The sequence below is a fragment of the Mycobacterium sp. pR1184 genome, from assembly GCF_041287235.1.
GTDB lineage: Bacteria > Actinomycetota > Actinomycetes > Mycobacteriales > Mycobacteriaceae > Mycobacterium.
Window position 1 is genome coordinate 90,137 of the sequence record NZ_JBGGKR010000015.1, and the last position, 20,456, is coordinate 110,592.

The window sequence follows — 20,456 nt, forward strand, 5'->3', positions numbered from 1 at the left end:
ACGTGACATACGGGTTGGAAGAGCAACGCTCATTGGTGGCCGCGGCATGCCGGATCGCGGCTGCTCGCGGATTGGTCGACGGAATCCTCGGTCACATCAGTCTGCGGGTTGACGACGAATGCCTGCTGCTACGTTGCCGCAGCGATAGCGACGATGGTGTCGCGTACACCCGTCCGGCCGATATCCGGCTTGTGCGTTTCGACGGAACAGCAGGTGCCGCAGGAGAACTCGATGGTTATCGGGTTCCCAACGAGTTTCCGATCCATGCCGAAACCTTGCTGGCTGCCCCGCAGCATCGCGCGGTGGCGCACCTGCATCCGCCGGCCGTTGTCGCCGCCGATCTCGCCGGAATCACCATCCGGCCGATCTACGGCGCTTACGACATTCCAGGCGCGTGGTTGGCACGTGGTGGCGTACCGGTCTATGAACGAGCCGTACTGATTCGCAGTGCCGCGCTGGGTAAAGAAATGGTAGCCGCGATGGGTGACCGGGCGTTGGTGATCTGCCGCGGACACGGAATCGTCAGTGCCGCAGCGACGGTACAGCAGGCCGTGCTGCAATCCATCAGCCTTGACGAACTGGCTCGCATGTCATTGCGCATACTCTCCGCGGGGGGCACGCTGCGAGACATCGACGACGCGGATTGGGCTGACCTGCCGGACCTGGGCCCGAGTTTCACTGCCGACGCGGCGTGGCGGCACGAGATCGCACGTATCGGGACCCGTTGAGGGTCACGATGAGTCACTAAGGTGGTCGCCGATCAGCTTGGCGGCCTCCACCAGACCGGCAGCGACCATGGAGTACTGGGATGCCTTGAGACGGCTTTCCGGCGCGGCGGCGTTGAGGGCCAGTCGCAGACCAGGCGCGCGGGTGCGGATCGGTACTGCAACTGACGCAACGCCTTCCTCGCTCTCTTCGCGATTCACCGCATAACCCCGTCGTCGAATTCGGTTGAGCTCCTTGAGTAGTTCGATCCGGGTGCCGATGGATTTGCCGGTGATTCGCTCTAGCTCGTTGTCCGGATATAGTCGTTCGATCTCCGCGTCGGAGAGTTGGGCGAGCATCGCCTTGCCCGTCGAAGTGCAGTGCGCCGGCATGATCAAGCCGATTCGGGATGCGACGCGCACGGCCGTCGGCCCCTCCACCGCGGCGACGAAACGAACGGAGGAACCCTCGAGCAAGCCCATATGTACTGACTCGCGTAGGCGTTCACTGAGACGACGCATGATCGGCGTCGCCGTTCCCTGGAGGTCTATGCGGCCAAGAACCGCGAATGCGACGCTGGTTATTGCCGGACCGGCGTGATAGGCCTTCGTCGCGGGGTCTTGGCGAACGAAGCCGCGATACTGCAACATCGCGAGCAGCCTGTGGGCGGTTGAGGAAGCGACATCCAGATACCGGGTTGCCTCGCTCAGCCGAACCTCCGGCCGTTCTGCCAAGAGCAGAATGAGTTTCAACGCCTTATCAACCGATTCGACCGGATACTGCGGCAGTAGAGCGTCTTCGGTAGCAGACTCCAAGATGTGCCGGCGCTGTCCAGCTTTCTGCATAACAGAGAAGGTACCCGCCGGATGACGGTTTTGGTCGACGGTCCGCGGCAATGTTCATTCCTCGATCACGGTCAGCTGGCGACGGCGTGTACCCAACCGCCGGCCACCGTCGTCGGTGACGACGACCGTGTCCCCCCATGTCACATCGTGAGTGCGGGCGAACGCCTTTGGGGCCTCCGGGAGCTTCAGGAACGGTTTCAATATGAACGTTGTATTCGCGAGGATGGGCTGCTCGGCGATGCCGGATTCGTCTGCACCAGTGGGTATCACCAGCGGTCCGTCGTTGCCTAGCCCGCGGCCATGGAGCAATGTGAACAATTCACCATCAACGCGTCCGACCGCCGTTCGTACGGCTTCGAATACGTCGCCCCATCGCCTGCCCGGTCGCATCGCGGCAAGTCCGGCGTCGAAGGCAGCAGCGTTTCGCTCGAAGACTTCTCGAGCCGCGGCGCTAGGCTCTCCGATCACCATTGGTTGTGCCACTTGCCCTTGATATCCCCGGATTTCGGGCATCAACTCGGTCGAGACGTACAAACCCGGCTCCAGCACACCCGGGGGAGTCGTGACGTACCGATGCCGCCTGTCACCCCATCGGCCGGGGCACCAGGCGACATGCAGTTCGTCGGCTCCGGCTCTCACTTGGGCCAGCAGCATTTGCCCGTAGACCTCGGCTTGGGGAATACCGGCAGCGGCGGTGGCGGACATGGCATCCAGAGACGCCTCGCCGATACGAGCAGTCGCGGCGATCCGGTCGATCTCCTCGGCACCCTTGACGTATCTGGCTTTACCTACGATTCCGGTGCCGTCCACGATATGTTCCGCACCAACCGCTTCGGCGATGTGCTTAACCGTTGTATAGGCGACGTAGCCGTCAGGTTGGCGGACCGAGGAGAACTCGCCGCCGCGAAGCCCGGCGATGGCCGTTCGGCGACCCACAAGATTCCGCTTTCTCAGCATTTCCGCGATCACCCGACCGTACTCCACGGCCGTAGAACCGAGTTCGGTCGCGCTGACTCGGTCGTCGATCCAGTGTGGCACCTCGACGGCGTAGTTACTTGACTCGCCACCGAGGATCAAGACTGGATCTCCAGATAGCGGTAAGAGCGTCACGCCTTCGGTGTCGGCAACGTAGAGCGCATCGGAATTGATCCACTGTGGCAGCACGATGAGAAGCTCAACGCCCTCCTGCGCCATCAGCTCCCGCAAACGAGCCCATCGCCGGTCCCGCTCATTCCTGCTGAACATCGGCTCCCTGATCGGCGGCGGAATGCCGAGGATCCCCTGGACGCCGCGAATTCCCTGCATTGATTGCTCCTTCGGATGCGAGCCCGCCAAAACTATTGAGGGGGGAGTGGAATCCGACCCCGGTTCGGTCACGATTGCGGCGAGAGCGTCTCGCTCAGGAACCCGGTGGTGTCGCGCCATGCTTGTTGGGCGGCGTCGGCCACATAGGCGTCCGGTCGCGCATCGCAATGGAACGCGTGACCCGCACCGCCGACGACAACCGAGCGCAAGTCGACGCCGGACTTGCGAGCCGCCGACTCGATGGCGAGCCGATCGTCTTCGGGAACGTGCGGGTCGGCATCGCCGACGAACATCAAAACCGAGCCTTTGATCTGGTCGGCCCGGTCCACCACCGCGTGAGGTCCGCTCGCGATGCCCGGCCCATAGAAGACCACCGTCGCCGCGACCGGGAATGCGGTAGCCGCGGTGAACGCCGCCCGGCCGCCAAAGCAGAATCCGACGATCGCCGTCCTGTCGGCGTGGATCCCATCGTTGGCTAATTGAGCCAGGACCGCTGCGACGTCGGCATTGATCTGCTCGGGTCCCAACTCCCCGATGAGTCCCATAGCTGTCTCGAAGTCCGTGTATTCGACCGTCTCCTTGCCTGAGCGGTGAAACAAGTCAGGGGCGACCGCCAGGTAACCTTGCGCGGCCAGCCGCCGAGTGACGTCTTGGATGTGGTCGTTAACGCCGAAGGCTTCCTGCAGCACGATGACTGCCGCCGCGGGATTAACGGCCTGACTAGCTGGCGGGTGCGCTCGGTAGACGCGCATCGGGCCGTCGGGGGTGCTCACGGTCGTCCAGTCGGCGCTGAGGTCGCCGGCGGTTGTTGCAGTCATGTGATGCAGGGTTCCTTTCTTCGATGAGACCGCTTCAGGTGGAGCGGTTAGAGCACGGCAAGCGCCGACGGCACTGTCATAGCTAGCCGCATCGAGGTCTCGGCGCAGTGATCGCCGGCTTTACGTCTTCGGGTCGTTAGTGCCACCGTCGCCGGTGGGCACCACTTACGTGGCGAGCAACTCCTCGCGTAACTGCTCGGCCAGCGGCTGCCAGGAGTCAAACGGTTCAAGGTCGAGGCGCGGGTGCTGGGCGCCGCAATCAGTACACAGACGCAGCGCCTGATCGTCGTTGAACGCGCGGCACGCGTCGTAATAAGCTTGCTGCGAAACAGTTTCAGCGGTGTCCCACTCGACACGGTGCAGCTCACGGTCGCACCCCGGGCAGTACCATGCGACTCCTTCGAGCCCCGCAGAACGTGCCCGGTATCGCAGTTGAACGCCTTCCTCGGACGGCACGATCCGGTGCGGCGTCCCGGCTGGCACGTAGACATGGTCGCCCACGTCCATGTGGAAGCGACTGACAGTGGAGTCTTTGAGATACACGTCGGCGGATCCGGACATCTGCGCCACGACGGTGTCCTTCCCGCAGATCAGGTAAAACGGCTGCGCCACCGTATTGCGTGACATGTAGAGCTGCGGGTCGACTGCGGTGGGCAACACCGGCACTTCCTCGTAGTTGCCGACCTCGGGTGCGGTTTTGAACGTGTGCAACATCCTGCGCCTGTCCATGATCAGGCCTCCTGGCTTTCGGCCATCGGTCGTGCGGCCGCACGCAATGCTCGTTTCGCCGCCTCCGCTGAGCGGACTTGGCTCAGATAACGATGAAAACCCGACTTGTGGTGCGGGTGGCGGGGATTCGTGTGACCGCACTTAGAGCAGGTACGCACGGATTCGTCGTCGTAGTCGACCGCGGCCTTATTGGTGCCCCACAAGGTCATGAACGGCGGCAGTTCGTCATCGACAGAGCCGCCCCACTGTGATGGGTCGTAGCCTTCGGCGCCTTTAGGGGTGGCGTTGTAGTCGTGGCGTAGCAGCTCTTGGTGGCATTTCTGACAGCGGAACAGGATCGCCTCGCGTTGATCGCCCTCCTCGGACTGGTGCTGTGTGATCGTCATCAGGATGAACGCCTCGGGGTCGGCCGGGTCGCGGAGGAATGAGTTCACCCCGTGCATCGGCTGGGTGACAAAGATTTGTCCGCTCTGCAGCATCCCGTTGTGGGCGCCGAAAGTCACCGCGACTTCCTGCACGGTGTTGTAGTGAAAGAAATGACCGAAATCGCTGTCGTCGGCGTCGCCGGTGAATACCGCGCCACACGGCACGATTGCTCCCGCGTCGTGGTAGGGGAACAACGGCAGGAGCTGACACGCGGCGCCGGCCATGAATTCGAACACGTTGACTTTCAACGCCTCACGATGTCCCGACGGAGGCGGGATGCGGTGCGCCTGCTGATCTGCCGGCTCCACGCTGTGGCTGGTGTGAGTCACGTTTTTCTCCTTCATGCGGTGCAGTCCCAGGGCGGCGCGCCGAGGAAAGTCCGTGGCGCCCGAGTTAGGTAGAGCGCCCGTGAGCTGTGCCAGTGCAGCGGGGTCGGGACACCGCCGGCGTGCTGGCTATGACCTATGACGAAATTCACCATGGCGAATACAGTGTGTGACACACCACTGCAGCTGTCAAGAATATGACCGCAGCACCTTTCTGTAGGGCAGAGAACCCCGGTTGCTACGGGAACGCGGGTGGGGGTGAGGGACGCCGATGGATGGGGTTGCCGGCAAGAAACCCGCTTTCACCGCGAGCGTCGTGTTTTACCGGACTGCCTCGGGACCCATGGTTCAGGGTTTGGACGTCCCATGCGCTCTTTCGTTGTTGGAGATGCGACCTGCCGCGGGAGTCTGCCGCAGCGGGGCTCCTTCCCATCGGGCGAAGTGGCCCAGCCTGTCATCGCCCCCATGCGGGTAACACGGAATCGCGTGACGGTGGCGTGGGGAGGGCGCTTTGAACTGAAGCGAAATATTCTGCGCGACAAGGGAACGCAGCATTCGATCCAGCTACTGCGCCAAGTGTTGACGCTTGTATCGCCCTGGAGTGGCGCCCATCTCAACGGTTGACAATGTCCGGCGGTTCATCCTTCCTCGCGAGAGTGTTGACGCGCCGCCCGCGAGGGGCTCCTGCCGGCCGGTAGACGTCGCGGTGGCAACGCCGTTGGCGCGGGTCGGCTCCCGCGATACGCCACCGGGTTCCCCTGCTGCGCAGCCAGCCGAACGGGTTGTCCGTAGGGGGCTGATCGAAAGCTCGCGAGAAGCAAGCCTCAAGCAGCTTCGGAAACCAGCATGATGAATAACCTCGAATCTATTGACAGGTGGCCGTCCTGCCTCGCAGACTGCAGGGAAAGCAATTCAGCATGGTGAATTCGGTGGGAAGGCCGCTGTGGTTTTGGATCAACACTTTCGTGACTTGATGGCGGGGGTGTGCGCGCCTGTTTCGCTCGTGACGACAGCGGACCACGATGGGCCACACGGCGCAACGGTAAGTTCGTTGGCTTCGGTATCGCTTAGGCCGCCACTGGTTTCGATCGCTCTAGATCGCAAATCCACCTTGCTCGCGCGAATCCTCGGTAGTAAGCGCTTCGGCGTGAATGTGCTCGGCAGGGCGCAAGACGATCTTGCAGTTGTGTTTGCCAGCAGGGGAGTAGACCGGTTCCACCACGCCTGCTGGTCGATGGCGGACGGATTGCCGCGCATCGAAGGCGCGGTTGGTTGGGCGGCATGTGACCTCAATCAGGCGGTGGAGGCCGGTGATCACCTGCTGCTCATCGGGTTGGTTCGCGATGCCGCATCGTCACCTCAACCACCTTTGATTTACGGGCACCGGACCTTCGGCACCCATTCCCAATTCCAACAGCGGCCGCGCAAGCCCATCACCGATCACATCGCAGCGTGTACTCGGTGAATCCCGCATGCCTTACACCGAGGAGTGAAACGAGATGACAACCATCCAGCCATCGCTTGATGGCGGCACCACGACACCGGACGCGGCCGAGCTGGTAGCGCGGGTCAAGGAACTGCATCCTTTGCTGTCGAAGAACGCTGTGGTCGGCGAACAGGATCGTCGAGTCGCAGAGGACAGCATCAAAGCGCTGGCCGAGGCAGGACTGTTTCGGCTGACGATCCCGAAGCGCTACGGGGGATACCAAACCTCGATGCGTACGATGCTCGACGTTTCGGCCGCAGTCGCCGAAGCCGATGGCGGAACCGCGTGGATCGTCACGCTAATCAACGTGTGTAACTGGATGACTAGCCTGTTCTGCGCACAAGCGCAGGACGAAGTTTTCGGTGCCAATCCAGATGCCAAGGTGTCCGGCGTGTTAGCGCCCACCGCCGAGTCGCGCAAGACCGACGGCGGCTGGATAGTCACAGGAAAGTGGTATTACAACTCCGGGTCATGGCACTCGGATTGGTCGGTGCTGGGGATTCCGATCACCGACGAAACGGGCCAGGTTGTCGATCAAGGCCTCGCGCTGATCCCTCGGTCCCAGCTGCAGATGGAGGACATGTGGTTTGTCGCAGGCATGAAGTCCACGGGCAGCAACGCGGTGATCGCCGAGAATGTAATGGTGCCTGAGCATCGGATCTTGCGGGTGCCTAACGCGATTCGTGGAGAGTACCCGTCCGAACACACCGACAAGGAAGCGCTATACCGGTCAGCCTTCGTCCCAGTCGTCGCGCTGGTGCTCGTCGGTCCTCAGCTGGGTATGGGCAGGGCCGCGCTGCAGTACGTGACGAGCAAGGCGGCAAAGAAGCCCATTTCCTACACATTTTATGAGGCCCAACAGGATTCGGTAGCCTTCCAGCTGCAGGTTGCCGAGGCGGCGAGACTCATCGACACGGCGCAGCTTCACGCATACCGCGCTGCCAGCGACATAGACGAGGCGGCCGCCCGCGGGGAGTATCCAGATTTCCTGACGCGCGCCCGAGTTCGTTCCGACACTGGCTACATCGCAGAAACGATCACGCGTGCTATTGAAATCCTATTGTTCGCCCACGGCGCGGGGGCGTTCGCGGACGTCAATCCGCTCCAACGGATCTGGCGCGATTCAGCTACTGCCGCCCGGCACGCGGTGGTGTCGCCAACGGTTGCCTACGAGGTGTACGGGAAGGCGCTTCTGGGCCTAGAGGACTCCATCACCCCGCTGGTCTGAAACCACCAGCCAAATCGAAAGGACTCACGCGTGCGCGTGGCAAATGTACGTGGTCGGCTCGCGCTGGTCAGTGCCGATGGAGCGGGTTCCGTCGATGTGCACGAAGCGAGCAACGGTCGCTTTGACCCGTCGCCTCAACGGATTTACAACGAGTGGGATGAGTTCGTCTCATGGGCCCGCGGCGCCGACTTCGCTTCGGCTTCACCGTTTTCGGCTAGCGAGCTCGGTGCACCGGCACCAGAACCCAAGCAAGTCTTCGCGATCGGTCTGAACTATCGCGCACATGCTGCCGAATCGCACTTCGACGTGCCCGACGAACCGACGGTGATGTTCACCAAATGGTCGTCGTGCCTGACCGGCCCGGTCACCACGGTCGAGCTGCCACCCGGCGGGCATACCGACTGGGAGGTGGAGTTGGTGATCATCATGAGCCGTTTGGCCCATCGGATCCCGCCGAATCAGGCGTGGGAGCACGTGGCGGGGCTGACCGTTGGACAGGATCTTTCAGAACGCATCACGCAAACAAGTGGTCCCTCGCCTCAATTCAGCTTGGGAAAATCATTGCCGGGTTTCGGTCCTACGGGGCCGTGGCTGGTTACCCCCGATGAATTCGACAACCCAGATGACCTCGAGCTGGGCTGCTCCATCAACGGGGAGCAGATGCAAAAGGGCCGCACCAGTGACCTCGTCTTCTCGGTGCCGGTCTTGATCTCGCGGCTGTCGCAAAAACTGCCCTTGTTGCCTGGCGACGTGTTGTTCACAGGCACGCCCGCTGGGGTGGGCTTGGGACGAACGCCGCCGCGCTTCATCGCCCCCGGCGACGAATTGATCAGCTACGTCAGTGGAATCGGAGAGCTGCGACAACAGTTCGTTGCTGCCGAGCCCGTCTGATCCGACAACAAAACCGCTCGCACCCGCAGGAGACCGCATGGCCCTACACCGGTTCGCCACCGTCACAATTGGGGTCCCTAACGTGGCCGAAACACAGGCCTACTACTGCGAGTTCGGATTGGAACCGTTCGCGGACGGCTGGTTCACGACGCGCGACGGTGGACGGCAACTGCGTATCGTGTACGCGCCAACACGACGCTTAGTCGAAATCGAATTCGGCGCCGAGGACGAGGACGACATCGGCCAGATTGCACGCAACCTCGCGCGGATCGAGGTCAGCGCCGATGTGCAGCCACGCCAGATCAGTGCTGTCGAACCGGTGACTGGGGTCCGCGCGACTGTCGGTGTCATGGGCCGCATTGTTCAACTGCCCACTCTGGCTCCCGTCCCGAACACGCCTGGGCGGGCCGAGCGGGTCGGCCAACGCGCGCCGGGTGTCATGCGCAGCGGGCCGGTGCGACCGCGCAAGCTAGGTCATGCTGTGTTGGGAACCACCGACTTCCAAGCCACACAACGCTTCTTCATCGAGGGCCTCGGATTCAAGGTAAGCGATCGGATTAAAGACGTTGGGGCGTTCCTGCGCTGCTCGACAGATCATCACAACGTTCTGATTCTGCAGGCGCCAGTGAGCTTTTTGCACCACACCTCGTGGCAGGTCGACGACATCGACGAGGTGGGCCGGGGTGCGACGGCGATGCTGCAAGCCGACCCGGCACGCCATATCTGGGGACTCGGCCGTCACCACGCGGGATCGAATTTCTTCTGGTACCTGAAAGACCCCGCCGGCAATTTCAGTGAGTACTACTCGGATCTGGATTGCATTGTTGATGACCAACTTTGGACTCCTGAGACATTCGAAGGTGCGCGCGGTCTGTTCAATTGGGGCCCACCGCCACCGCCGTCGTTCTTGGCTCCCGAAGATCTGGCTGCGCTGATGACTGGTGTGCACGCGCCGTGATGGTCGCAATTTTGCAGCTATTTTCACGGTCCTGACGTCGGCGTGCGAGTTGGAAACGCTCACCACGCTGTTACCGCGATCTTCGAAGACTTGCCTGCCCACTTAGCGCATCAAGCGTCGGCGCTTGCAGGCGGTGACATCACGTCAGTCGTAATGCGTTGACGGGGCATGCAATTGCAGCATCGTGCAATTGCGACTCGTCGGTATCTGAGATCTCCTCCGACAGGATGGTGAGGCTTCCGTCATCCTGAACCGCAAAGAATTTCGGCGCTACCACTTCGCACATTCCGTGGCCTTCACAGCGGTTTCGATCGAGTTCGATTCTCACCGGACATCCTCTCTGGACAGCAGGACGGGTACGCTCTGAACCCTTCGTGTCAATGGCCCCGGGCATTTCGCCCATCTCGCGTGTGGGACCAGTCTCGTTCCGGGGTAGCGGTCTAGGAGTGCTTCGATTGCGATTCGCGCCTCGATTCGGGCCAGAGGTGCACCGATACAGGTGTGAATTCCCCGCCCGAATGCCAAGTGGGCCGCCGCGTGCGGCCGATCGAAGCGATATTTCTGCGAGTCTGGGCCCCATCGCTTTTCATCGTGGTTCGCAGACTGGATGTTGAGGTAGACCTTCTTGCCGGCAGGTACGGGGCAGGCATCGATGGTCACGTCCTCGATCACCGAACGCACCATGAACTGCGCGGGTGAGTCCACTCGCAATGATTCCTCGATAGCGTTTGGCAACAGGGACCGATCAGACAGGACGGCTTCCCAGTGCTTCCTATTCTCGAGCAGCCGGTACAGACAATTTGCAATGAGCGCCCGCGTGGTATCGGTCGAGGCGACGACGAGTTGAAGGATGTGTGTCATCACCTCTGGTGTCGACATGTCGGCCTCGTCGGGACCTGCGAAGCATAGGTTGTCGAGTACATCTTCTTCGCGGTGGTCGGGATGGGCGCGTCTGCGCTCCGCCAGCTGGCCGAGATACCGGGTAAGGGAATGAAATTCGGGCAGCACATGGGTTGGTTCGGGGACCGTTGCAACGATCGCATCAGACCATCGTTGAACATCGGTCCACGCCTCTTCGGGTATGCCGATCAGGGCGTAGAGAATCCTCGCCGGGATGTAATGCGCGTAGTCCGCGTACAGGTCGACACTGCCGGACTCAGGCAGTGCGTCGAGGCTAGCCGCAACTATCGACTCAACCCGCGGTGTGAGTTTGCGCAACCTTGCGGGCGCGAAATCTTTGAGAAGCCGAGCGCGTAACGCCGTGTGGGCCGGCGGGTCTGCCTGGGTAGCAACGGTAAACGGCCACTGAACATCCTCAGCTCCGACGGAGAAATTGCCCCGGTTAGAGAAATGTGCTGTGTCCTCGAACACTTGTCGAACTCCGAGATCGGTGTTGACGGTGTAGAGGATGTCGCTGACTTCGCCCACCGGACAACCCATCCGGGATGCGTGCATCAATTCGTCGGGCTCAGCAAGATGGTCCGGGTTCAGGGGATTAAAGAACTGGTCCGGGTCTGCCGAGGTCGTCATGAGCCTTCCCTTCCAACGTATTTCGGCCCGACGGAGCCGAAATTGACTGCCACGTTGCAGATGTGCGGTTTGCGGTGATTGCCAGCTGTCTAACCGGTCCGGAATCCAAGTGCGGCTTCCGTCACCAAGAGAGCCGTTGCAGCCTGCTTCACCGTTTTCGAATCGGCCCGCTGCAAGCATGTTGTGGCGCAGGTCTCATGTCAAGAGGATTGGCCATATTGATCATCCTGAATTATGGATCGACGCGAAGGGACTGGTTGCCGGCAACAGCAACCCGCGCCTGCTCAATTGCGTACCGGCGACTGTTGGCTACAGACCGGCGAGAGTCCTAACGGTCGGCAGTGGCAGCCGGTGTTCTGGGGTCTTCGCCGATCCACGGGCCAGTGGCATTGTGCTCGTGGATCAACTCAATTGCGCGCGAATCGTGCTGCGCGAGCGCGTCGACCAAGGCGACATGAAGGAGGTATCTGCTCTGAAGGTATTCGGACAGTGACTCGTCTTGGACAGGCTCCGCTGCCAACAGGTGGGAGTCGGTGATCTCTAGAAGGTGTAGGTAGAACGAGCGTAATAGGGCGCTCGGGCTGATTTCGGCAAGCCTGATGTGTAGCTGCCAATTCGCCCGAATGAAGGCGGTGCTGTCGGAGCTTGCGGCCGCCCCCTTCATTTGGTCTAGCTCGGCGCGTAGCGCCGCGATGTCATGGGCAGACGAGTGCTCCAAGGCATCCTGCATCAGCAAAGGATCCAGTGCGTGGCGCAACCGAAAAGCATCGGCCAGCGACGCGGCGTCATCGTCGAGGGCCAGCATCGCGTTGCCGAAACGGACAAGGGGCGACTGGCGGCTAGCAAATAGGCCACCGCCAGGACCGGACCGGACCGTGACAAGCTCGCGCGCCTGGACGATGCGCAACGCCTCATTGAAGGTGCCTACAGACACACCGCACGACGCGCGCAGTTCGTCTTTGGTACCCAGCCGTTCTCCCGGCTCGGCCGCCAAGGCCATGGTTGCCAGCTGCTCTGCAGCTTGTTCGGGCCTCGTCTGGCCGCGGTTGGACCGACGCTCCCAGTCAGCGCGGCGAAAGGCCGGTGGATCGACTGTCATCACCGCTCATCTTCCCACTCGTAACCGGCTCGACGCGGTAGGACGCCCCGCGTCAACATTCAGCATATTGGATTAGGCTGAATCTATTGACAAGTGACTGATATCACCCCAGACTCTCACCAGATCAATTGAGCATGGTGAATTCAAAGGACTGATACGGGGTGGTTCAGCTGGTAGGACGATGCGCGCCGAGCAGCGGTCACTGGGCCGCTGGTCTGTCAGCGCACCGCTGCCGCTGGCCAGTGCTGGCGGTACGGCACACCGTCGACTCACAAGGCCGGCCGGGATGACCGTATGGACGAGCGCCACCAAGCCGGCCTCGGCTCTCGGGGGATTCTTCGCCATGGCGCTAGACACCATGATGCTGATACCGCGGAAGCCTTTCGCATGGCGGGAGCTTCTGCTCCAGGCCTGGTTTGTGGCACGCGTGTCGTTGCTGCCAACGCTGATGTTGGCGATCCCGTACACCGTTTTGGTGGTGTTTACCTTCAACATCTTGCTGGTGGAATTCGGGGCCGCTGACTTTTGCGGCACCACGGCCGCTTTCGCGACGGTGACGCAGGTAGGTCCCATCGTGACCGTGCTCGTGGTAGCAGGCGCGGGTGCCACCGCAATGTGCGCAGACCTTGGTGCACGAACCATCCGCGAAGAGCTGGACGCGCTACGAGTGATGGGCATCGACCCGATCCAGAAGTTGGTCGTGCCCCGAGTGCTCGCAGCAACGCTTGTCGCTGTGCTGCTGTCGTCCGTAGTGATCACCGTGGGCCTGGTGGGCGGGTTCTTCTTCTCGGTGTTCATTCAGCATGTGACCCCGGGCGCCTACGCGGCTGGGATGACGGTACTCACCAGAATCCCGGACGTCGTGCTGGCTCTCGTCAAAGCCGGCCTGTTTGGAATGGCAGCCGGGCTCATCGCTTGCTACAAGGGCATTTCGGTCGACGGGGGGCCTGCGGGGGTCGGCAACGCGGTCAACGAAACCGTCGTGTACGCCTTCATGGCGCTGTTCGCCATCAACATCATCACCACAGCCGTCGGCGTAAAGGTCACCTTGTGACCGTCTCCCAGATGCCGTTTCCCCGCCTATCGCGCACATTGCGCCGATGGTCAGACGGGTGGAACAGAATCGGCACCCAGGCCCAGTTCTACGCGAGGACTATCGGTTCCACCGGCGACGTGTTTGTGCATTACAGGACCGAGTTGATGCGACTAGTCGCACAGATGGGGCTAGGCACCGGAGCATTGGCAGTGGTCGGCGGAACCACCGTGATCGTGGCCTTCCTGACAATCACGACCGGGGCATTAGCCGCAGTCATTGGGTACAACCAGTTCTCCGACATAGGCGTGGAAGCGTTGACCGGATTCGCGTCGGCATACTTCAATGTCCGGCTGGCCGCGCCGTTGACTTCGGGCATCGCTTTGGCCGCCACCATAGGTGCGGGTGCGACGGCGCAACTCGGCGCGATGCGCATCAACGAAGAGATTGACGCGCTGGAAGTGATGGGCATCCGCTCAATCGCCTATCTCGCTTCATCGCGGCTTGTCGCCGGAGTGATCGTCGTGATCCCGCTGTATTGCGTTGCCGTCCTGGCGGCCTTCGCGTCAGCAAAGATCAGCACCACTGCCATATACGGGCAATCGACGGGCGTATACGACCACTACTTCAACACCTTTCTCTACCCGATGAGCCTGGTGTGGTCGTTCCTGCTTGCAGTATCGATGGCAATCGTCATCATGCTTGTGCACACCTACTACGGCTATACCGCGTCGGGTGGACCCGCTGGGGTAGGGGAAGCAGTGGGGCGCGCGGTCCGAACCTCGCTCGTAGCCTCGGGAGTCTTGACGGTCTTCATCTCACTGGCCATCTACGGGCAGTCCGGCGGATTCAACTTATCGGGTTAGCCAATGACGACTAAAGCTAAGCGATTTCGTGTTCACCCGGCCTACTGGACAGCGGCTCTCATCGCGGTGGTGCTGACTTTCGTGTGGATTTGCTCGGCGATGTTCGCCGGGACTCTCGACACCTACGTTCCGGTCACCCTCACGTCGGAGCGCGCCGGCCTGGTGATGGAATCCGGCGCCAAAGTCAAGCTGCGTGGTGTGCAAGTGGGGCGAGTCGCCGGCATCGAGAGCGGAAATCCCGTGCGTCTCAAACTTGACCTCTTCCCAGCTGAGGTCAACCATATTCCCGCCAATGTCGAAGCCCAGATCCGGGCCACCACTCTGTTCGGCGCGAAATATGTCGACCTGATTTATCCGGATAGCCCTAGCAGACAGCATATTTCGCCGGGAGCTGTGCTGCGGTCGCGTAATGTGACCACCGAGGTGAATACCGTCTTCGAAAACCTCGTCAACGTTCTCCATCAGATCGACCCACCAAAATTGAACGCAGTTCTGACTGCGTTCGCAGTCGCGGTTCGGGGACGCGGCGAGCGGATGGGTGACGCCATCACCGCCAGCAATCATGTTCTCGGCGAGATCAATCCGCGCATGACAACACTGCAACACGACTGGCGGTCGCTGGGCGATGCCAGTCGCCCTTACGGTGCAGCCGCCCACGACCTGTTAGAAACGATCAAGGCGTTCACTACGACAAGCGCCACTATCAGCACTCAAGCTTCTGATTTAGATGTGCTGTTGCTCAGCGTTATTGGTGTGTCTCAGGCTGGGATTGATCTTCTTGCTCCCAACAGAGAACATCTCGTGCAGGCGGTCAACGTGCTGCAGCCCACGACGGATTTGCTGATGAAGTACAACCCCGAGTTCACGTGCCTGCTGGTAGGGGCAAAGTCGTGGCTCGACAACGGCGGCTACAACGTTGTGGGCGGGCAGAACGGTCGGAGCATTCTGCTCGACGACGCGTTCTTGTTGGGCAGTGACCCTTATCGGTATCCCGACAATTTGCCAATCGTGGCGGCCAAGGGCGGTCCCGGGGGCAAGCCCGGTTGCGGGTCACTTCCGGACGTTGCAGCGAATTATCCTGTCCGGCAACTAGTTACCAACACCGGCTGGGGTACGGGTCTGGACATCAGGCCCAATCCCGGGATCGGCTTCCCGGGATGGGCTGATTTCTTCCCCGTCACTCGGGGTGTGCCGGAGCCGCCCACGTTACGCAACTTTGGCCCGCCCGCACCGGGCCCGGTGCCCTACCCGGGCGCACCTCCCTATGGTGCGCCGCAATACGGACCCGACGGCGCACCTCTCTTCCCGCCACCGCCTGGGCCACTACCCGGCCCACCACCCGGATGATGCAACTACGTAAGGATCCGATCCGTGAGAGATAACCTTGCCGGGGCGATATGGCGTCTGGCCATATTCGTCATCGTGTGCGGGCTCGCGACGTTCGGCTTGTTCATGGTGTTCGCGCAGCTGCGGTTTCAATCGGAGTCCACCTACAACGCCGAGTTCACCAATGTGAGTGGACTGAAAGTTGGCGATTTCGTGCGTATAGCCGGCGTCGAGGTCGGCAAGGTGAAACACATCTCGATACGCCCCGACACCGTCGTCACTGTGCAGTTCTCGGCGGACAACACGGTGGTACTGACTGAGGGGACCCGGGCAGTCATCCGCTACGACAACGTCATCGGCAACCGCTACCTGGAATTACAAGAGGGCGCCGGCGGGGTCAAGCGGTTGGGCCATGACCAAGCCATCCCACTAGATCGGACCGAGCCAGCACTGGACTTGGATGCGCTCATCGGGGGGTTCCGCCCGTTGTTCCGGGCGCTGGATCCACTTCAGGTAAATGCGTTGTCGGGACAGCTCATTCAAGTGTTGCAGGGGCAGAGCGAAGCCATCGGCTCTTTCCTGTCCCAGACCGCCGCCCTCACCAGCACGCTGGCAAACCGGGACGAACTGATTGGCCAGGTTATCGTCAACCTCAACACGGTACTGGGTGCTGTGGGTGATCAAAGCCAGCAGTTCGACAAGGCTCTCACCTCATTGGCGGAACTGGTAAAGCGGCTAGCCGCTAGCAAGACTGATCTCTCTAACTCGGTCGCCTACAGCAACGCCGCGGCCGGTTCGATCGCCGACATGCTCTCTCAAGCACGTGCACCGTTCAAAAGCGTTGTTGCACAATCGGAACGGGCCAACAATCTGGTGCTGGCCGACCACGACTACTTTGACAACTTGCTCAACACCTTGCCAGACGCATACCAGGCACTGGCGCGACAAGGGATGTACGGCGACTTCTTCACCTTCTACCTCTGCGAAGCCGTCCTCAAAGTCAATGGGAAAGGCGGGCAACCGGTATACGTCAGGCTCGCCAACCAGCCATCCGGGCGGTGCACGCCAAAATGAAACCGTTCTCTGAGCGCAACCACACCTTGATCGGCGTGATCGGTATCGCCGTGACGGCTACCACCGTGCTGGGCGCACTCGAGTACGACAAGTTGCCCATCTTCACGGCCCAAAAGGCAGAGTATTCAGCCTACTTCGCGGAATCGAGTGGAATCGACACCGGCGCGCACGTTCAAGTCTCTGGGTTCCAGGTCGGCGCCATCACGAGCGTCGAGCTCGACGGTGCCCGTGTACTGATCAAGTTCAACATCGATAAAGATATCCGTCTCGGCGATCGCACCGAGGCAGCCATTAGGGCCAAGAGCCTGTTGGGCGCGAAGGTGCTCGAAATTACCCCCCGCGGGGATGGCCACCTGTCCGGTCCTATTCCGTTGAACCGCACCACACCTGCCTACCAGCTACCGGACGCACTGGGTGATCTAACACAGACCGTCCACGAACTGGACACGAATCGGCTTGACCAATCGCTGAGCACGTTGGCGCAAACATTCAAAGACACGCCACCAGACCTGAAGGCGGCACTCGATGGCGTCGCCCGGTTCGCCCAAACACTTGACGAGCGTGATGCTCAACTGCGGACGCTACTTGCCAACGCCAACAAGGCGACGGCAGTCCTGGCTAAACGCAGCGATCAAGTAGTAGAGCTGATCGCCAACACCAACGCGCTTCTGGCTCAGCTGCGGACTCAAAGTGCCGCGCTCGAACAGCTTTCAGGCAATATCTCTGCTCTTTCCCGACAGTTGTCGGGGTTCGTCGCCGATAACCGCTCTCAGCTCCATTCGGCCCTAGACAAGCTGAACGGGGTTCTGACGATCGTAGACAACCGCAAAGACAGGGTGCAGAAGTCACTGAAACTGCTTAATGCGTACTCGATGTCGTTGGGCGAATCGGTGGCTGGAGGGCCGTTCTTCAAAGCCTACGTTGTCAATTTGCTGCCGGGCCAATTCCTGCAGCCGTTTGTCGACACTGCCTTCTCTGACCTGGGCCTGGACCCGAACGTGCTGCTGCCATCGCAACGCACCGACCCACAGACGGGGCAGCCCGGCACACCCGCGCTTCCCGTGCCCTACCCCCGCACCGGCCAAGCGGGCGAGCCGAATCTCAGGCTGCCGGATGCGATTACGGGCAATCCCGGCGATCATCCTTGTCGCCTCCCGGGCCCGGGCTGCTATCCCTACCGTCCGCCACTGCCCGCTCCGCCTCCGGGGGGACCGCCGCCCGGCCCGCCCGCGGCCGCTCCACCGGAACTGGCGTCGGTTCCCGAACCTACGCCATCGCCGGTGTATGTGCCGGCGCCCAACGAGGTTCCGCCGCCCAGCCAGCCGAAGGGGCAACCGTGAGGTCGCGGGCCACTCGAATTGCGTTGGCCGGTCTGCACGCGGTGATCCTGCTCGGCGGAATCGTCCTCGTCGTGTCACTACCGGCAATCAGCCGAACACACGTGATCGCGTACTTCGATAACAGCAATGGAATCTTCGTCGGTGATGACGTCGTGATCCTCGGCGTCAGGGTTGGTCGGATCGACAAGATCGAGCCGCAGCCTCAGCGTGCCAAGATCAGCTTCTCGCTGGACCGCAAATACCAAGTCCCCGCTGAGGCTAATGCAGTAATCCTCTCGCCAAAGCTGATCACGTCTCGCGCAATCCAGCTCACGCCGGCCTATACGGGCGGTCCGAGGCTCGCAGATGGTGCGGTCATACCGCAAAACCGCACGGCGGTGCCGGTGGAATTTGATGACTTGCGTCAACAGTTGGAGAAACTCAGCGATAGCCTGCAGCCGACGCGCCCCGACGGTGTCAGCCCGCTGGGTGCTTTCATCAACACGACCGCCGACAACCTGCGCGGTCAGGGAAGCCGAATACACGACACCATTGTTAAACTGTCCCAAGCGGTGTCGGCATTCGGTGATCACAGCAACGACACATTTTCGACCGTCAAGAACCTCTCAACACTGGTTTCGGCGCTACACGACAGTGCCGACCTGATGCGTCAACTCAACGTGAATCTCGCCGCGGTGACGTCACTTCTGGCAAGTGATCCCAACCAAATCGCCCAGGCGATAACCGATTTCAACGCCGCAGTCGATGATGTTAAGGGATTCGTAGCCGACAACCGTGAAGCACTCGGCACCACATCGGACAAACTGGCCAGCATCTCACAGGCTTTGACCGAGAGCCTTGATGATGTCAAGCAGACACTGCATGTCCTTCCCAACGTGGTGAGCAACTTCGTCAACATTTACGACCCAGCGCAGGGGTCGATAACAGGAATTCTGGCGATCAACAACTTCGCTAACCCGATCTCGTTCCTGTGCGGGGCAATTCAGGCCGCGTCCAGACTGAACAACGAGCAGTCGGCCAAGCTCTGCGTGCAATATCTGGCGCCGATTATCAAGAACCGGCAGTACAACTTTCTCCCGTTGGGAATGAACCCATTTGTTACCGCACAGGCAAGACCGAATGAGATTACCTACAGTGAGGACTGGCTGCGGCCCGATTACCGGCCCAACCCACCGCCAGCCGCACCTGGACCGGCGCCGACAATTCAGACGCAGCCGCCTGACTCTGTGCCGGCGATCACTGGCACGGCGCCTCCGATCGCTGGAACACCGATCCCAACCAACCCGGCCGCAGGCCTAACCGGCCTGATGGTTCCCCCTGGGGGCGGCCAATGATCCAGCGTGGTGCCGTCCGCGCAAGCGCAACATTGCTTCTGGCCCTGCTCGCAACCGTGCTCACGGGTTGTGGCTGGCGGGGTGTGAACTCGATATCGCTGCCGGGCACTCAAGGATACGGGCCGGGGTCCTACCAAGTGCAAGCCCAAATGCCGAATGTCACTAACATCCAGGCCAATTCACGGGTCAGGGTCGGCGATGTCACCGTAGGCACGGTCACCAAGATCGAACGGCAGGGCTGGCACGCGTTGATCACCATGAGGATCAACGGTGACGTCGAGCTGCCCGCTAATGCCACCGCGAAGCTAGGCCAAACAAGCGTCCTCGGCACCGTACATGTCGAGCTGGCCGGCCCCACGGAGGTACCGCCGCAAGGAAGATTGCGCAACGGCGCACTGATCCCGTTGTCGCGGGCCGGCTCATACCCAACGACAGAACAAACATTGTCGGTGGCTTCGATGCTCCTGAATGGGGGAGGCCTGGGCCAAGTCCAAGACATCACCAAAGCGTTCAGCACCGCTTTCGACGGACGTGAGGAAGACCTGCGCACGCTGATTCGACGAGTCGACGAGTTTGTCGGCCAGCTAAACCGGCAGAAGGACGACATCCTGACAGCTACTGACCGGATCAACAGCCTTGCCAGCCAATTCGCCGAACAACAACCCGTGATCGATAGGGGGTTACGGGCGATTCCGGATGCGCTGGCAGTCCTGAAGGACCAAAGAGAGAATCTTGTTCAAGCTTTCGACCGGCTCGGCAAGTTCAGTGCGTTAGCAGCGGACTCGGCGAACAAAACCAAAGCCGCTTTCGTACAAGAGCTGCGCGATCTCGGGCCGGTGCTCGAGTCGCTGGCCAACGCCGGTCCCGCGCTGACGCGGTCGCTGAGTCTGTTACCCACCTTCCCCTGGCCAAAAGAGGATGTTGACAAGGTATTTCGTGGCGATGCCGCCAACATCACCATGATCATCGACTTGACCCTGAGCCGGCTCGACACGGCACTTTTCACCGGTACCAGATGGGAAGGTAACCTGACCCAGCTTGAAATGCTGTGGGGTCGAACGATCGGTCAGTTACCCAGTCCCGTCACCGCCGGTAACCCGCTAGTGGTTCCCTACCACCGGGATCAAGGGCCCTAAC

At 61.2% G+C, this 20,456-nt stretch carries 20 protein-coding genes; 12 read left to right on the top strand and 8 right to left on the bottom strand.

Annotated features, from left to right (window positions below; genetic code table 11):
• The first annotated feature begins 2 nt into the window (after positions 1-2).
• On the top strand, positions 3-728 hold the full coding sequence (locus ACAG21_RS23375) for a class II aldolase/adducin family protein (RefSeq protein ID WP_370498645.1): 726 nt from the start codon (positions 3-5) through the stop codon (positions 726-728).
• Between the two features lie 3 nt (positions 729-731).
• On the opposite strand, the gene ACAG21_RS23380 is transcribed toward ACAG21_RS23375, so the two are convergent.
• The 5 genes from ACAG21_RS23380 to ACAG21_RS23400 all read right to left on the bottom strand — a co-directional run bounded on the left by ACAG21_RS23380 (position 732) and on the right by ACAG21_RS23400 (position 5,157).
• On the bottom strand, positions 732-1,550 hold the full coding sequence (locus tag ACAG21_RS23380) for an IclR family transcriptional regulator (protein ID WP_370498646.1): 819 nt from the start codon (positions 1,548-1,550) through the stop codon (positions 732-734).
• Between the two features lie 54 nt (positions 1,551-1,604).
• Positions 1,605-2,744: a M24 family metallopeptidase gene (locus ACAG21_RS23385; RefSeq protein WP_370498647.1), complete on the bottom strand. Its 1,140-nt coding sequence runs from the start codon at positions 2,742-2,744 to the stop codon at positions 1,605-1,607.
• 179 nt (positions 2,745-2,923) lie between these two features.
• Positions 2,924-3,673 carry a dienelactone hydrolase family protein gene (locus tag ACAG21_RS23390; protein WP_370498648.1) on the bottom strand — a complete coding sequence of 250 codons (750 nt, stop codon included), beginning with the start codon at positions 3,671-3,673 and terminating at the stop codon, positions 2,924-2,926.
• A 165-nt stretch (positions 3,674-3,838) separates the two neighbouring features.
• Positions 3,839-4,402: a hypothetical protein gene (locus ACAG21_RS23395; RefSeq protein ID WP_370498649.1), complete on the bottom strand. Its 564-nt coding sequence runs from the start codon at positions 4,400-4,402 to the stop codon at positions 3,839-3,841.
• Positions 4,403-4,404: 2 nt separating this feature from the next.
• The gene (locus ACAG21_RS23400; RefSeq protein ID WP_370498650.1) at positions 4,405-5,157 is read right to left on the bottom strand and encodes a hypothetical protein; all 753 of its coding nucleotides are present in this window, start codon (positions 5,155-5,157) and stop codon (positions 4,405-4,407) included.
• 865 nt (positions 5,158-6,022) lie between these two features.
• On the opposite strand from ACAG21_RS23400, the gene ACAG21_RS23405 reads away from it, so the two are divergent.
• The 4 genes from ACAG21_RS23405 to ACAG21_RS23420 are packed head-to-tail and all read left to right on the top strand — an operon-like array spanning position 6,023 to position 9,717.
• Positions 6,023-6,619 (top strand): flavin reductase family protein, encoded by a 597-nt coding sequence (locus ACAG21_RS23405; protein WP_370498651.1) that lies wholly within the window; start codon positions 6,023-6,025, stop codon positions 6,617-6,619.
• A gap of 34 nt (positions 6,620-6,653) precedes the next feature.
• On the top strand, positions 6,654-7,868 hold the full coding sequence (locus tag ACAG21_RS23410; protein ID WP_370498652.1) for an acyl-CoA dehydrogenase family protein: 1,215 nt from the start codon (positions 6,654-6,656) through the stop codon (positions 7,866-7,868).
• 30 nt (positions 7,869-7,898) lie between these two features.
• Positions 7,899-8,759: a fumarylacetoacetate hydrolase family protein gene (locus tag ACAG21_RS23415; RefSeq protein ID WP_370498653.1), complete on the top strand. Its 861-nt coding sequence runs from the start codon at positions 7,899-7,901 to the stop codon at positions 8,757-8,759.
• Positions 8,760-8,796: 37 nt separating this feature from the next.
• Positions 8,797-9,717, top strand: a complete 921-nt coding sequence (locus ACAG21_RS23420) for a VOC family protein (RefSeq protein ID WP_370498654.1) — start codon at positions 8,797-8,799, stop codon at positions 9,715-9,717.
• Between the two features lie 139 nt (positions 9,718-9,856).
• Here ACAG21_RS23420 and ACAG21_RS23425 read toward each other — a convergent pair whose 3' ends face one another.
• The 3 genes from ACAG21_RS23425 to ACAG21_RS23435 form a co-directional block, all read right to left on the bottom strand.
• A complete protein-coding gene (locus ACAG21_RS23425; protein WP_370498655.1) occupies positions 9,857-10,045 on the bottom strand; it encodes a ferredoxin in 189 nt (62 codons plus the stop codon).
• The gene (locus tag ACAG21_RS23430) at positions 10,042-11,247 is read right to left on the bottom strand and encodes a cytochrome P450 (protein ID WP_370498656.1); all 1,206 of its coding nucleotides are present in this window, start codon (positions 11,245-11,247) and stop codon (positions 10,042-10,044) included. Before ACAG21_RS23430 ends, ACAG21_RS23425 begins: the two co-directional genes overlap by 4 nt.
• Positions 11,248-11,575: 328 nt before the next feature.
• Positions 11,576-12,346 carry a FadR/GntR family transcriptional regulator gene (locus ACAG21_RS23435; protein WP_370498657.1) on the bottom strand — a complete coding sequence of 257 codons (771 nt, stop codon included), beginning with the start codon at positions 12,344-12,346 and terminating at the stop codon, positions 11,576-11,578.
• Positions 12,347-12,632: 286 nt separating this feature from the next.
• Between ACAG21_RS23435 and ACAG21_RS23440 the strand changes: the two genes are divergently transcribed.
• The 7 genes from ACAG21_RS23440 to ACAG21_RS23470 are packed head-to-tail and all read left to right on the top strand — an operon-like array spanning position 12,633 to position 20,455.
• The gene (locus tag ACAG21_RS23440) at positions 12,633-13,400 is read left to right on the top strand and encodes an MlaE family ABC transporter permease (RefSeq protein ID WP_370498658.1); all 768 of its coding nucleotides are present in this window, start codon (positions 12,633-12,635) and stop codon (positions 13,398-13,400) included.
• 11 nt (positions 13,401-13,411) lie between these two features.
• On the top strand, positions 13,412-14,245 hold the full coding sequence (locus ACAG21_RS23445) for an ABC transporter permease (protein WP_370498733.1): 834 nt from the start codon (positions 13,412-13,414) through the stop codon (positions 14,243-14,245).
• A gap of 3 nt (positions 14,246-14,248) precedes the next feature.
• On the top strand, positions 14,249-15,592 hold the full coding sequence (locus tag ACAG21_RS23450; protein WP_370498659.1) for an MCE family protein: 1,344 nt from the start codon (positions 14,249-14,251) through the stop codon (positions 15,590-15,592).
• Positions 15,593-15,616: 24 nt separating this feature from the next.
• A complete protein-coding gene (locus tag ACAG21_RS23455) occupies positions 15,617-16,645 on the top strand; it encodes an MCE family protein (protein WP_370498660.1) in 1,029 nt (342 codons plus the stop codon).
• Positions 16,642-17,985 (top strand): MCE family protein, encoded by a 1,344-nt coding sequence (locus ACAG21_RS23460; RefSeq protein WP_370498661.1) that lies wholly within the window; start codon positions 16,642-16,644, stop codon positions 17,983-17,985. Before ACAG21_RS23455 ends, ACAG21_RS23460 begins: the two co-directional genes overlap by 4 nt.
• A 32-nt stretch (positions 17,986-18,017) precedes the next feature.
• A complete protein-coding gene (locus ACAG21_RS23465) occupies positions 18,018-19,319 on the top strand; it encodes an MCE family protein (RefSeq protein WP_370498734.1) in 1,302 nt (433 codons plus the stop codon).
• Positions 19,316-20,455 carry an MCE family protein gene (locus ACAG21_RS23470; protein ID WP_370498662.1) on the top strand — a complete coding sequence of 380 codons (1,140 nt, stop codon included), beginning with the start codon at positions 19,316-19,318 and terminating at the stop codon, positions 20,453-20,455. Before ACAG21_RS23465 ends, ACAG21_RS23470 begins: the two co-directional genes overlap by 4 nt.
• Position 20,456 lies beyond the last annotated feature (1 nt).

Coding starts and splice junctions, on each gene's coding strand:
- ACAG21_RS23380 (WP_370498646.1), bottom strand. CDS start 1,550: ATGCAGAAAGCTGGACAGCGCCGGCACATCTTGGAGTCTGCTACCGAA.
- ACAG21_RS23385 (WP_370498647.1), bottom strand. CDS start 2,744: ATGGCGCAGGAGGGCGTTGAGCTTCTCATCGTGCTGCCACAGTGGATC.
- ACAG21_RS23390 (WP_370498648.1), bottom strand. CDS start 3,673: ATGACTGCAACAACCGCCGGCGACCTCAGCGCCGACTGGACGACCGTG.
- ACAG21_RS23395 (WP_370498649.1), bottom strand. CDS start 4,402: ATGGACAGGCGCAGGATGTTGCACACGTTCAAAACCGCACCCGAGGTC.
- ACAG21_RS23410 (WP_370498652.1), top strand. CDS start 6,654: ATGACAACCATCCAGCCATCGCTTGATGGCGGCACCACGACACCGGAC.
- ACAG21_RS23420 (WP_370498654.1), top strand. CDS start 8,797: ATGGCCCTACACCGGTTCGCCACCGTCACAATTGGGGTCCCTAACGTG.
- ACAG21_RS23430 (WP_370498656.1), bottom strand. CDS start 11,247: ATGACGACCTCGGCAGACCCGGACCAGTTCTTTAATCCCCTGAACCCG.
- ACAG21_RS23435 (WP_370498657.1), bottom strand. CDS start 12,346: ATGACAGTCGATCCACCGGCCTTTCGCCGCGCTGACTGGGAGCGTCGG.
- ACAG21_RS23440 (WP_370498658.1), top strand. CDS start 12,633: ATGACCGTATGGACGAGCGCCACCAAGCCGGCCTCGGCTCTCGGGGGA.
- ACAG21_RS23445 (WP_370498733.1), top strand. CDS start 13,412: ATGCCGTTTCCCCGCCTATCGCGCACATTGCGCCGATGGTCAGACGGG.
- ACAG21_RS23450 (WP_370498659.1), top strand. CDS start 14,249: ATGACGACTAAAGCTAAGCGATTTCGTGTTCACCCGGCCTACTGGACA.
- ACAG21_RS23460 (WP_370498661.1), top strand. CDS start 16,642: ATGAAACCGTTCTCTGAGCGCAACCACACCTTGATCGGCGTGATCGGT.
- ACAG21_RS23470 (WP_370498662.1), top strand. CDS start 19,316: ATGATCCAGCGTGGTGCCGTCCGCGCAAGCGCAACATTGCTTCTGGCC.